The 11,922-nt window shown below is 65.4% G+C and carries 13 protein-coding genes; 7 read left to right on the top strand and 6 right to left on the bottom strand.

Annotation, left to right across the window (positions count from 1 at the left end; genetic code table 11):
• Positions 1 to 31 precede the first annotated feature (31 nt).
• The gene (locus GXP34_01300; protein NOY54602.1) at positions 32 to 814 is read right to left on the bottom strand and encodes an NERD domain-containing protein; all 783 of its coding nucleotides are present in this window, start codon (positions 812 to 814) and stop codon (positions 32 to 34) included.
• Positions 815 to 978: 164 nt separating this feature from the next.
• Positions 979 to 1,467, bottom strand: coding sequence for a hypothetical protein (locus tag GXP34_01295; GenBank protein ID NOY54601.1), 489 nt, complete (start codon positions 1,465 to 1,467; stop codon positions 979 to 981).
• Between the two features lie 130 nt (positions 1,468 to 1,597).
• On the opposite strand from GXP34_01295, the gene GXP34_01290 reads away from it, so the two are divergent.
• The 7 genes from GXP34_01290 to carB all read left to right on the top strand — a co-directional run bounded on the left by GXP34_01290 (position 1,598) and on the right by carB (position 8,554).
• Positions 1,598 to 1,981, top strand: coding sequence for a nitroreductase family deazaflavin-dependent oxidoreductase (locus tag GXP34_01290; protein NOY54600.1), 384 nt, complete (start codon positions 1,598 to 1,600; stop codon positions 1,979 to 1,981).
• A 510-nt stretch (positions 1,982 to 2,491) separates the two neighbouring features.
• Positions 2,492 to 2,737: a sulfurtransferase TusA family protein gene (locus GXP34_01285; protein ID NOY54599.1), complete on the top strand. Its 246-nt coding sequence runs from the start codon at positions 2,492 to 2,494 to the stop codon at positions 2,735 to 2,737.
• On the top strand, positions 2,734 to 3,243 hold the full coding sequence (locus GXP34_01280; protein NOY54598.1) for a peroxiredoxin family protein: 510 nt from the start codon (positions 2,734 to 2,736) through the stop codon (positions 3,241 to 3,243). The genes GXP34_01285 and GXP34_01280 overlap by 4 nt, the downstream gene beginning before the upstream one ends.
• A gap of 144 nt (positions 3,244 to 3,387) precedes the next feature.
• On the top strand, positions 3,388 to 3,591 hold the full coding sequence (locus GXP34_01275) for a hypothetical protein (protein ID NOY54597.1): 204 nt from the start codon (positions 3,388 to 3,390) through the stop codon (positions 3,589 to 3,591).
• Complete coding sequence (locus tag GXP34_01270) at positions 3,592 to 3,894, top strand: OsmC family protein (GenBank protein ID NOY54596.1); 303 nt, start codon at positions 3,592 to 3,594, stop codon at positions 3,892 to 3,894.
• 242 nt (positions 3,895 to 4,136) lie between these two features.
• Positions 4,137 to 5,288 carry a glutamine-hydrolyzing carbamoyl-phosphate synthase small subunit gene (gene carA / locus GXP34_01265; GenBank protein ID NOY54595.1) on the top strand — a complete coding sequence of 384 codons (1,152 nt, stop codon included), beginning with the start codon at positions 4,137 to 4,139 and terminating at the stop codon, positions 5,286 to 5,288.
• Positions 5,288 to 8,554, top strand: a complete 3,267-nt coding sequence (gene carB / locus GXP34_01260; protein NOY54594.1) for a carbamoyl-phosphate synthase large subunit — start codon at positions 5,288 to 5,290, stop codon at positions 8,552 to 8,554. Before carA ends, carB begins: the two co-directional genes overlap by 1 nt.
• Before the next feature lie 45 nt (positions 8,555 to 8,599).
• On the opposite strand, the gene GXP34_01255 is transcribed toward carB, so the two are convergent.
• The 4 genes from GXP34_01255 to GXP34_01240 are packed head-to-tail and all read right to left on the bottom strand — an operon-like array spanning position 8,600 to position 11,872.
• Positions 8,600 to 9,463 carry a hypothetical protein gene (locus GXP34_01255; GenBank protein NOY54593.1) on the bottom strand — a complete coding sequence of 288 codons (864 nt, stop codon included), beginning with the start codon at positions 9,461 to 9,463 and terminating at the stop codon, positions 8,600 to 8,602.
• The gene (gene pabB, locus GXP34_01250; protein NOY54592.1) at positions 9,460 to 10,869 is read right to left on the bottom strand and encodes an aminodeoxychorismate synthase component I; all 1,410 of its coding nucleotides are present in this window, start codon (positions 10,867 to 10,869) and stop codon (positions 9,460 to 9,462) included. The genes GXP34_01255 and pabB overlap by 4 nt, the downstream gene beginning before the upstream one ends.
• Positions 10,866 to 11,450, bottom strand: a complete 585-nt coding sequence (locus tag GXP34_01245; protein ID NOY54591.1) for an aminodeoxychorismate/anthranilate synthase component II — start codon at positions 11,448 to 11,450, stop codon at positions 10,866 to 10,868. Before GXP34_01245 ends, pabB begins: the two co-directional genes overlap by 4 nt.
• Entirely contained in the window at positions 11,336 to 11,872 is a 537-nt protein-coding gene (locus tag GXP34_01240; protein NOY54590.1) for a hypothetical protein, read from the bottom strand. The genes GXP34_01245 and GXP34_01240 overlap by 115 nt, the downstream gene beginning before the upstream one ends.
• Positions 11,873 to 11,922: the final 50 nt, after the last annotated feature.

Genomic DNA, 11,922 nt, shown 5'->3' with positions numbered 1-11,922 from the left:
CGACCCCCCTGAGCCCTGGGTTCAGTGATATTCAGGTCGCCAACACGAGGGACCGGTCGAGCAGTCCTGCCAGCTCCGACCGGCGACGACGATCGATCGGGCCTTCCTGCCCGAGAGCCCGCTTGAGAGCGCGTGGCCACAGCACGTGGACGGTATCGATCTCGAACGGCCGGCTGACGATCCCCACGTCGACACCAATGAAGCACAGTGCTCCCCGCACCGGAACATCCTCCCCGACGATCTCTCGCACTTGTCGCATGTACTTGAGGACCGGAGGGACGAGCTTCGTCCGGTCTCGACCGTTGACGGTGAACTTGTGGGCGTTGCGGCGCTGCAGTCTCCCCTTGTAGTTCTTGGCGTCGACGATCCACACGCCCGACGCCGCGACGACCAGATGATCGATGTTCGCTTTCGAACCTCTCACCCTTCGATCATGCAGCGTCCACACACCTTCGACCGAGTCGAGAAACGCACCGATTCGACGCTCGCCCGTAGCCCCCTTGGCCCATGCCGCCTCGGATTGAGGTTCACCGGCGACTGCCAAGAGCAGGCCGCCCAGTTTTGGATGCGCAGCGCGGACCTTTGCTTCCCGTTTCTCCTGTCTCCGGTCGTGCTCGGCCTGCGCCGAGGTGCCCGGAGCGTGCTCCGTCACCGGCAGCGCGAACGGATCTGGAGGCAACATCCCGCCCACGCAGTCCAGACATGTGACCATCCGGGTCGTCGCGTCCCACCGCGCCTCACTGCCTTTGTCGAGTGACCGTCCACAGTTGCTGCATGTGCCCGAGTAGCGGAGTTTCATGGTTCGAGATGCCATCACTCAGCCATCGGCAGTTCCCCAAGATCCTTGAACAGAGGCCGCTGTGAGTCCTCGACGGCGGAGTCTCGTTGAACCCAGGGCTCGTATGCGTCGTCACGACCCCCCTGAGCCCTGGGTTCAGTGATATTCAGGTCGCCTCGCGCGAACTCTGGCCCGAAGCCCTATCCGGCGCGCAGCTCCGAAGGGACCCGTTCGGGCCGCAACACCATGTCGGCGGCCGTATCGATCACGACCGTGCCGTCGGGCAGACGCGCCGGCACCACGCCGGCGAAGTCATCGATGAAATACGTGGCACGCCCACCGGCATCGGCGCTCCAGAGCAGACGGCGCACGCTCGCATCCGACATCTCCTCGCTACCCAGGGCCACGGCGGGCAGCGTTCGGAGTCCGAGGAAGTTGCAGAGATCGTCGAGCGAGTCTTGATCGTCGGTGCTGCACCACCAGACCTCGGCGACATCGGCAATATGCCCGACCAGACCGGACATGTACTCCGGAATCGGCGGATCCGGCAGCTCCACGTCAGGATCTTGCTCAGATCTACGCGCCGAGAGATCGGTGATCACTCCGTCGACGCCCAGCAGAACCAGTGGGAGGCTGGGCTGGTCGGCACGCCGACCTTCCTCTCGCCATTCGGCGATTTCCTTCTGCATGCGGGCTCGAACGAGCTCCTGCCAGGATGGTGTCACCTTGCCCCTTTGTCGATCATGATGCTTCGGCCTCAGGGCGATGGACCTTGAGCCGCCGCCCTCGTCTTCCGAGCCTCAGCGGTAAACTCGCGCCGTGCCGCTCTCGAAATCCCTTGCGAAGTTCAACCGCCGTTTCACGAACAAAGTGGTCGGACCAGTCGCCAAGGTGGCGCCTCTCCTCGGTGTCGTGCACCACGTCGGCCGGAAATCGGCACGCCAATACACGACGCCGGTCGGTGTGATCCCCCACGGCGACGGCTTCATCATCGCCCTCACCTACGGACGCGATACCGACTGGGTGAAAAACGTCATCGCCGCAGGCGGTTGCCGGTTGGAGACTCGTGGTCGGATCATGGAGATGACCGACCCGCGGTTCATCCCAACCGACGAGGGGCTGCGATCCATGCCGACCTTCTTCCACCTGGTCTTACCGAGGCTCGAGGTCAAGGACTTCCTCCACCTCTCTGAGTTCTCGTGACGCTTCGTTGGAACTATCCGGCTCAAGCGTCACGAGAACGGGGGCGCTTCCGATGTCTCCCGATTACCCACGAGATGTCTTACACTTATTGTCGATGAGTCGTCATGAATCCAGATGCGAGTGTTGTTGCAGCTTTCGCTGCGCATGCGGACAGAACCTGACATAACGATCCACTTCACGTAGTTCAGGAGATCTCGCGCCGGAACGTCGGGCGGGTTCTTTTCGTTGCACCACATCTCCAGGGGGTATCCATGACCGTACAACTGATATATGTCGCGAACGGTCGGACCGTGCACCGCCACGAAGGCGTCCGAGCACCACTCCCCCGACCGGGCGACCGACACCGCTCGCACGGTTCAACCGGATCGCACCGGCCGGCGCCGGCGCCCGCCATCGCGACGACCTCGGCCCGACCGTCTGGATCTCTCGACTCCGGTTTCACATACACAAATCACTTCGCGGACACCCTCGGCGACGAGGGTCTGCCACGGATTTCAAAGGACTAAGGACATGACACAACTGCCAGTTGCAGAGACGCTCAACACGCACGGGTTGCTCTGCCCACTTCCCGTCTACAAGGCGGCCGTCGCCTTGAAGTATCTCAAGCCGGGCCAGGTGCTGAAACTGGTCTGCACCGATCCCGGCTCCCTCGCCGACATTCCTGCGTTCGCCCGCCAACGCGGCGACGAGCTCATCTCGGCCAGCGATCTGGGCGACACCCAAGTGTTCCTCATCAAGAAGGGCCTTGCATCATGACCGATCTCCCCCACGAGCACGAGACCGCCGAGGAGACGGCTCGCCGCAAACGGCTGGCCCTGATCGCGTCCAAAGGAACCCTCGACCAGGCGTACCCGCCACTCATTCTGGCGGCGACCGCAGCGAGTCTCGGATGGGAAGTCGGAATCTACTTCACCTTCTACGGACTCGACATCCTGCACAAGGACCGCTTCGACAAGCTCAAGGTGGCACCGCTCGCCAATCCGTCCGGTCCGTTTCAGGTACCCAGTCTGGTCGGTGTGATTCCGGGTGCGACGACGGCTGCCACGACCATGCTGAAAAAGTGGATGAAGAACGCCAACATGCCGACCATCGCCGAGTTCATCGAGATGAACCAGGCACTGAACGTGACCTTCTTCGCCTGCTCCACATCGATGGGCATCATGGGCGTGCAGGAGTCGGACCTCATCGACGGGTGCAATGTCGCCGGAGCGGCCGCCTTCCTCGACTTCGCAGCGGATGCAGACATCCAACTCTTCGTGTAATCACCCGCCCGCCGCGTTCATCTGGTAACGCTCGCACAGGCCTGGTCGGATCTTGAAGCCGTCTCGACGCGGCGCGACGGTTCTGCACCCTGGCACGTGACCAACGATCCGCATCACGCTACGCTCGCCGCCAGAGGTGAGCACATGAGTGACAACGTCGTCTATCGCTCGAAGAGCCGTATCGAGAAGCTCCATGGCCCGATTCGGCGGGCCTGGCTGCCAGGCAGCGAAGAACCGACCACGTTCGGTCTGCACTCCGAGGTCGCGCACCACTATGGAGTGGGACCGCACGACTACCCGCAGGCGACCACCACGATCGACTACCTGGTCGCCGCCGCAGGCGGGTGACTGACCGGGACCTTCGGGGGCGCGCTGGAGGCGCGTGGCATCAACACAAGTGGCGGAGTGCTCACCGCCGACGTGGTCGGTGAGATCGAGGACGACGGTGGCGTACTCGTCGTACGACGCATCCACGTCACCTACACCCTCACCGGTGTGCGAGAGGCACAGCGCGAGACGGTGGAGCGGGTGCTTGGCTTCCACGCCGACAAGTGCCCGGTCGCGCGTTCGATCCGCGACTCGATCTCGATCACGACCAGCCTGTTCATCAACCCGGACACCCAGGGGACATGCGCCGATCGAGATTCGTAGACCCGGGAGCGTACGCCGCGGCCGACAGGCGTGAACACGAGCAGCAGGTTCGACATCGTGGGCAAGGTCCGCGCCGGGGCGAGAACCGAAGACAAAGTGCCCGCAGGTGCACGGCCTCCGATGGCACCCGAGCGCACCGTGGCGCGGGATCGATGATGGCGATCCCTATACTCGGTGCAACCAGTCTTTAAGTCCGGTCCCGTGAGGCCGGAAAGGATGGGCAGCATGTTCGAGACTCTCCGATGACCGCCGGCGCACTCGTGCTCGCCGACGGCACCGTTTTTTCCGGCATCGCCGTGGGCGCCGACGGGGTCGCCACCGGTGAGATCGTGTTCAACACCGCGATGACCGGGTATCAGGAAATCATGACCGATCCGTCATACGCGGGCCAAATCGTCGCGATGACGGCGCCTCACATCGGCAACTACGGCGTCAGCCCGGAGGACGACCAGGCACCCCGCCCCTACTGCACGGGGCTGGTGACCCGGTCGATGGCCCGCAGAGACTCGAATTGGAGGTCGACCGGCTCGTTTCGTGAGTGGCTCCGGAGCCGGGGGGTCGTCTCCCTCACCGACGTCGACACGAGGCGGCTCGCCCGACACGTCCGGGATCGCGGCGCCATGCCGGCGGCGATAGGTACCGACGTTTCGATCGGCGACCTCGCACAGGCGGCGCGAGAGGCGCCGTCGATGGCGAACCGTAACCTCTGTGACGATGTCACGACCGCCGAGCCGTACCGGATCGACCCCACCGGCGATCCGATCGGCCGGGTGGTCGCGATCGACCTCGGCATCAAGAAGGACATCCTCACGTCGCTGGCAGGCCACGGGCTTGAAGTTCACGTTGTGCCCGCCACGACGCCGGCCGCGGATGTGCTCGCGTTGGATCCTTCAGGGGTATTCCTCTCCAATGGTCCCGGCGACCCGGAGCCGCTTGTCGCAACGACGGAAACGGTACGCGGCCTCCTCGGCAAGACCCCGGTGTTCGGCATCTGCCTCGGCCACCAGGTGCTCGGGCTTGCGCTCGGCGCGACGACGTACAAGCTGCCGTTCGGCCACCACGGAGGCAACCATCCGGTGCGGCTTCTCGACCGTGGACGGGTTGAGATCACCGCCCAGAACCATGGGTTCGCCGTCGACCTCTGGTCGCTCACCGACCAGGACCCGCCGACCCGCGAAGGTCTTCCCGGCCCTCACCTCCTTCCGCGAGATGTCGAATCCGCCTTCGGGTCGGTCGTGGCGACCCATCAGAACCTGAACGATGGAACGCTCGAAGGTCTGGCATGCCGGGACATCGCCGCGTTCTCGGTCCAATACCACCCCGAGGCCGCCCCGGGCCCCAACGACGCACAGCACCTCTTCGACGATTTCGTCTCGATGCTGGGAGTGAGGTAATGCCCCGGCGCGACGATCTGCGGTCGGTCCTGGTCATCGGATCCGGCCCGATCGTGATCGGACAGGGATGCGAGTTCGACTACTCGGGCACCCAGGCCGTGAAGGTGCTGCGCGAGCAGGGCTATCGGACCGTGCTCGTCAACTCGAATCCGGCAACGATCATGACCGATCCCGAGTTCGCCGATGCCACCTATGTCGAGCCGATCACCGCCGACGTCCTCGAAATGATCATCGCCCGGGAACGGCCGGACGCCCTCCTGCCGACCCTCGGCGGCCAGACGGCTCTCAACATCACGATGGAACTCGCCCGTCTCGGCGTGCTGACAAAGTACTCCGTTCAGCTGATCGGCGCCGGGCTCGACGCGATCGAAGCGGCAGAGGACCGTGGACGGTTCAAGACGATCATGAACTCGATCGGGATGAGCACCGCCAAATCCGCATATGTGAAGACGCTGGACGAGGCGCTGGAGGCCGTCGCCGAACTCGGGTATCCGGCCATGATCCGTCCGAGTTTCATCCTCGGGGGTGGCGGTACCGGCATCGCCCACGACGAGGCCGAGTTTCGCGCCATCGTCACGGCCGGCCTCGACGCCTCACCGGTCCGTGAGGCGATCGTCGAAGAGGCGATCATCGGTTGGAAGGAGTACGAACTCGAGGTGATGCGCGACGCCAACGACAACGCCGTCGTCGTGTGCTCGATCGAGAATCTCGACCCGATGGGTGTGCACACCGGCGACTCGGTCACCGTGGCTCCGGCGATGACCCTGTCCGACCGCGAGTACCAGGAGATGCGCGACGACGCGATCGCCTGCCTGCGAGCGATCGGTGTCGAGACGGGCGGCTCCAACGTGCAGTTCGCCGTCGATCCGGCCACGGGCCGCCGCATCATCGTGGAGATGAACCCGCGGGTGTCTCGCTCGTCGGCGTTGGCGTCGAAGGCGACCGGGTTCCCCATCGCCAAGATCGCCACCTTGCTCGCTGTCGGCTACACCCTCGACGAGATTCGTAACGACATCACCGGGGTCACGCCCGCCTCGTTCGAGCCGGTGCTCGACTACGTGGTCGTCAAGGCTCCCCGCTTCGATTTCGCCAAGTTCCCGTCGGTGCCACCGGCGCTGGGCACGTCGATGCAGAGCGTCGGTGAGGCGATGGCCATCGGCCGCACGTTTCCCGAAGCGCTCCAGAAGGCGTTACGAAGCCTCGAGACGGGCCACGTCGGATTGAACGCCGATCCGGCCGAGACGCAACTGTTGGCTGCCGAGACCCAAGTGCTTCTCGACCGCCTGACGGTGCCCTCCCCCGGGCGGCTCTTCGTGGTCGCAGAGCTGTTACGGCGCGGCGTCGAAGTCGACCGGCTGGCGGACCTCACGTCGATCGACCCCTGGTTCATCGACGAGATCGCCGGCATCGTCGAGCTTCGTCTCGAGCTCGAGGCCTCCGAGGCTGCGCCGGCGATCGCCCGGGCGGCCAAGCGTGCGGGGTTCAGCGACGCGCAGCTCGCCTACCTGTGGGGCGACGACGAGCAGACGGTTCGGGCCAGGCTCAGAGATTGGGGCATCGCCCCCACGTTCAAGACGGTCGACACGTGTGCGGCCGAGTTCGCGGCCCAGACACCGTACTTCTACGGCACGTACGAAGAGGAGGATGAGACACCTCCCCCCGGCGACCGGACCGTCATCGTGCTGGGGTCGGGTCCCAACCGGATCGGTCAGGGGATCGAGTTCGACTACTGCTGCGTCCACGCTTCACTCGCTCTCAAGGACGCCGGTTACGAGACCGTCATGATCAACTGCAACCCGGAGACCGTCTCGACCGACTATGACACCTCCGACCGTCTCTACTTCGAGCCGCTCACCGTCGAGGACGTCCTTGCCGTGATCGACAAGGAGAAGCCCCACGCGGTGGTCGTCCAGCTCGGTGGTCAGACACCGCTGCGCCTCGCCCGTCCACTTCAGGCGGCAGGCGTCCCGATCGCCGGCACATCGCCCGACGCCATCGACGTCGCCGAGGACAGGGAACGATTCTCCGCCCTGTGCGGCAGGCTCGAGATCCCCCAGCCACCACACGGCACGGCGATGTCACGCGCCCAGGCGCAGGACATCGCAGACACCGTCGGTTTCCCGGTTCTGGTCCGGCCATCGTATGTCCTTGGGGGACGGGCCATGCGCATCGTCTACACGGGCGACGAGTTGTCGACGTACCTCGACGAGTTCGCCGGTAACTCGCTGGGCGACGAGACGGGCTTCAACGAGGCGCCACTGCTGATCGACCGGTTCCTCGAAGGTGCCACCGAAGTGGATCTCGACGCGGTGTTCGACGGTCATGAGCTCTACGTTGGCGGCGTGATGGAGCACGTCGAGGAGGCCGGCGTGCATTCGGGCGACTCGGCATGTGTCTTGCCTCCGATGACGCTGCCGCCCGAGGCTCGCGAACGCATCCTCGACTACACGGAGAAACTGGCCAGAGGCCTCGACGTGTGCGGTCTGCTCAACATCCAGTTCGCGGTCAAGGGTGAGGACGTGTTTGTCCTCGAAGCCAACCCGCGGGCTTCGAGAACCATCCCGTTCGTGTCCAAGGCGACCGGCGTACCGCTGGCGAAGGTGGCATCGAGGGTCATGCTCGGCGAGACCCTCGCCGACCTTCGCGGCATCGGTCTCCTCCCTGATCGAGACGGCGTGGCGCCCACGTTCGTGGCGGTGAAGGAGGCGGTGCTGCCGTGGCCTCGTTTCCCCGCAGAAGACACGATTCTCGGACCGGAGATGCGGGCGACCGGAGAGGTGATGGGGCTGGCCGGCTCCGTTGGTGCCGCCTACGCGAAGGCGCTCCTGGGAAGCGGTCACGCGATACCGACCGACGGCACCCTGTTCATTTCGCTCGCCGACCGCGACAAGCCGGCCGGTTTGCAGGTCGGCCGTATCTTCGCCGACCTCGGGTTCCGCATCCTGGCGACCCACGGGACCAGCGAGTACCTGATCCACAACGGGGTCGCCGCCTCCCACGTCGACAAGGTCGGCGACGGGCCGTGGGATCCGGTTCGCCTCGTCGAGGAAGGCCTGATCTCCCTCGTGATCAACACGCCACGGGGTCGGCGAGCCCGCGGGGACGGTGGCCTGATCCGGCGGGCCGCCACCCGCAACAAGGTGCCGTGCATCACCACCATCAAGGGTGGCCTGGCAGTCGCGCAGAGTCTCCAATCGGGGTATGACGCCGTGACCGACGTCGAGTCGCTGCAGCACTACCACCAACGGACACCCCCTGAACGTTGAACCCAGGGCTCAGGGGGGTCGTGGCGACCCCTACGAGCCCTGGGTTCAATGAGATGCGGTGCGTACGAGGTCTCCGTAGCGTTTCCCAAGCAAAGTCGTGACCGGTCCGGGAACGGCGAAAGTTCGCCCGGCGATCGCCGACACCGGCGCGACCTCCACGAGACTGTTGGTCAGGAACACCTCGTCCGCGCCGAGTAGCTCCTCGATGCCGCTCGTCACGAACCGGCATTCGACACCCTTACCGGTGGCGATCTCGATGACGGCCTCGCGGGTGATACCCGGCAGCAGCCCGCAGCCGACGTCGGGGGTGAACAGCACCCCGGCGGCCACCCAGAATATGTTGGCCGCAGTCGCCTCCGAGACATGCCCTGTCGGTGTGAGCATCACGGCGTCGTCCGCCCCGGCGTCCCGAGCCGCCTGCTTGGCGAGCAGAGAGCTCATGAAACTCGTCGACTTGATTCCCGTCAGTGGTGACGAAGGATCTCGCCGGATCGGCGAGATGTCCAGGGAGACCCCGCCTCCGGAACGTTGCGAGCGACGGTGATAGTCCGTCGCGGTGATCAGGAGCGACGAGGGGCCGGCGCGCTCGAGCCCGGTGGGGCCGCACGATCGACCGCCGGTGACCGTGATCCGCACGACGGCATCGACCGCTTCGAGCCGGTTGACGCGAAGCAGCTCGTCGACGGCTGCGACGATGTCTCCGGTCTGTACAGGGCAGTCGAGACGCAGCGTCCGGCACCCGGTCTCGAGGCGTTTCAGATGGCGGTGGAGGCGGAACGGTACGCCCCGATACGCCCGGATCGTCTCGAACACCCCGTCGCCGTACAGCACGGTCCGGTCATCGATCGGTACCCGGGCCTCGTCGCGGGGCACCAGTTGCCCGTCGAAGAACACCAGCTCGCCGGTCATGATCGCCGCCCGCTCGTCAGCAGCGCCTCGAACATCGCCTCGCCCTTGTCGAGCGTCTCCTGGTACTCGGCTTGCGGGTCACTGTCGGCGACGATGCCTCCGCCGACCTGCGCGTACCCCCAGCCGTCACGGATGATCATGGTTCGGATCGCGACGTTCAGCTCATGGGTTCCGTTGAAACCGAGATAGCCGACGGCGCCCGTGTAGACACTGCGCGCCGTCGGTTCGAGCTCGTCGATGATCTCCATCGCCCGGATCTTGGGTGCTCCGGTCACCGATCCGCTCGGGAACGATGCCCGCAGCAGATCGATGACGTCGAGTCCCGGGCGGAGACGGCCCCGCACCGTCGAGACGAGGTGGTGCACCGTCGCATACGATTCCAGGACGGCATGTTCGACCACCTGCACACTGCCGTACTCGCAGACTCGTCCCAGGTCGTTGCGTTCCACGTCGACGATCATCGACAGCTCCGCATGATCCTTGGGGCTGGCTCCCAGCTCTTCTCGCAACCGCTCGTCCACCGCCGGATCCTGCGACCGGCGCCGGGTTCCCTTGATCGGCCGCGTCTCGACGTGGCGTCCGTCGACCCGCAGGAATCGTTCAGGGGAAGAGGAAGCCACCTGGAAGTCGGCGAAGTCGAGGAACGCGCCGAACGGGGCCGGGTTGAGAGATCGGAGGCGCCGGTACAGCTGCCAGGGCGCATCGACGGGCGCGCGAAACCGTTGCGACAGGTTCGCCTGGTAGATGTCGCCCGCGTAGATGTACTCCTTGACCCGGCGCACCGCGTCGATGTAGCCGGCCCGGGTGAAACTTGCGGTGAAGTCACGGTCCGTGGCGCGCTCGCCGACACGGGAAGATCGCACGGAGCCAAGACGGCTCAGCGCCGTCTCGATCACCGGTGCGGGGTCGACGCTCCGAGGAAGCGTGACGATCAGGTTCGTCACGCCGGTCGCGTGGTCCTGCGCCACGACCGTGTCGAAGAAGCAGAAGGCCAGATCAGGGAGGCCGAGGTCGTCGAGGACGGTCGAAGGCAGTTCTTCGAGGCGCCGGTTGAGCTCGTAGCCGAGGAAACCGATCGCTCCACCGAGGAACGGGGGTGCGCCGGTTGGCAGCTCGGTCGGCCGGATCGTCCTGTCGGCGAGCAGCGCCCCGAGGACGGCGAAGGGATCTCCGTCGATCTCCTCGACGCTACCGCCGCGATGAGCGATGCGTCCGGCCGTGCCCTTGGCGGTCAGCACGAGGTACGGGTCGAGGCCCAGGAACGAGTAGCGGCCTTGTCCCGCGTCCTGGCGACTGGAATCCAGCAGGCATGTGGGCCCGCGTCCGGCTTCGGTCTCGAAGTACTCCACCAGTGGGCGACTGCCGGGAAGAGGGACGACGGTGACAGACAGCTCGGTGGGTCTCATCGGCCGGACGTTCTCACGAAGTTGGCCAGGAGCCGACGGCCCTGGTCGGTCATGAACGACTCGGGATGGAACTGGATGCCCTCGATCGGAAACTCGCGGTGTCGCACACCCATCACCGTGCCGTCGTCGCTGCGGCTCGACACGGCCAGGCACGACGGCACGTCGGCCTCTTCGATGACGAGCGAGTGGTAGCGGGCCGCTTCGAACGGCGAAGGAAGCCCGGCGAAGATGCCCGCACCGTCGTGAACGATGTGCGACGTCTTGCCGTGTACCACCCGGCGGGCGCGTGTGACGGTGCCTCCGTAGGCCTCCGCGATGCACTGGTGGCCGAGGCAGACTCCAAGCGTGGGGATCTTGGGTCCGAACTCGACGATGGTGGCGATGCTGATGCCCGCCTGGTCGGGCGTGCCCGGACCCGGGGAGATGACGATGCGATCCGGTTTGGCCGCTTCCACGTCCCGCAGTGTCACGGCGTCGTTTCTGACCACGATGGGTGCGCATCCCAGCGATCCGAAGATCTGCACCAGGTTGAAGGTGAACGAGTCGTAGTTGTCGATGACGAGGACGCTACAAGTTCCCATTGGCCCACCCGGGTAGACGTTGCCGGGAGTTCAGACGCCAGACTGGGCGCCGTCCCGTTTGGCGAGGGTCTGCGACATGGTACCGATCGGGGGCCCGCGACACGCCCTCTCCGTTGAACCCAGGGCTCAGGGGGGTCGTGGCGACCCCCCTGAGCCCTGGGTTCAATCACGGTCCCCTCGGGAACGATGCCGGTCGAGGACAGAAGGTTCGGAACCGGCGACAGCGTCAGGAACCCCTGGGCGATCGTCGTACCCCAGGGTGTCGCCTTGGCCCGTTCCGGGTCCACGTGGATGAACTGATGGTCGAGGGTCGTGTCGGCGAACGCGTCGACGCGCGCCTGATCGATCGTCACCCAGTCGGAGACACCGATATCACGCCCGATGTAGTCCTCGAGCTGATCGACGGGAACGACGTGTTGCATGGCCACTCCTTTGTTGTTCGATCCGACGTCCGGTCAAGGTGCCAGGCGCG

The organism is Actinomycetota bacterium (assembly GCA_013152275.1).
Lineage (GTDB): Bacteria > Actinomycetota > Acidimicrobiia > Spongiisociales > UBA4744 > BMS3Bbin01.
Note: the sequence above shows the minus strand (reverse complement) of the source record. Positions and strands in the feature narration are given on the sequence as shown.

Coding starts and splice junctions, on each gene's coding strand:
- GXP34_01300 (NOY54602.1), bottom strand. CDS start 814: ATGGCATCTCGAACCATGAAACTCCGCTACTCGGGCACATGCAGCAAC.
- GXP34_01295 (NOY54601.1), bottom strand. CDS start 1,467: ATGCAGAAGGAAATCGCCGAATGGCGAGAGGAAGGTCGGCGTGCCGAC.
- GXP34_01285 (NOY54599.1), top strand. CDS start 2,492: ATGACACAACTGCCAGTTGCAGAGACGCTCAACACGCACGGGTTGCTC.
- GXP34_01280 (NOY54598.1), top strand. CDS start 2,734: ATGACCGATCTCCCCCACGAGCACGAGACCGCCGAGGAGACGGCTCGC.
- GXP34_01275 (NOY54597.1), top strand. CDS start 3,388: ATGAGTGACAACGTCGTCTATCGCTCGAAGAGCCGTATCGAGAAGCTC.
- carA (NOY54595.1), top strand. CDS start 4,137: ATGACCGCCGGCGCACTCGTGCTCGCCGACGGCACCGTTTTTTCCGGC.
- carB (NOY54594.1), top strand. CDS start 5,288: ATGCCCCGGCGCGACGATCTGCGGTCGGTCCTGGTCATCGGATCCGGC.
- GXP34_01255 (NOY54593.1), bottom strand. CDS start 9,463: ATGACCGGCGAGCTGGTGTTCTTCGACGGGCAACTGGTGCCCCGCGAC.
- pabB (NOY54592.1), bottom strand. CDS start 10,869: ATGAGACCCACCGAGCTGTCTGTCACCGTCGTCCCTCTTCCCGGCAGT.
- GXP34_01245 (NOY54591.1), bottom strand. CDS start 11,450: ATGGGAACTTGTAGCGTCCTCGTCATCGACAACTACGACTCGTTCACC.
- GXP34_01240 (NOY54590.1), bottom strand. CDS start 11,872: ATGCAACACGTCGTTCCCGTCGATCAGCTCGAGGACTACATCGGGCGT.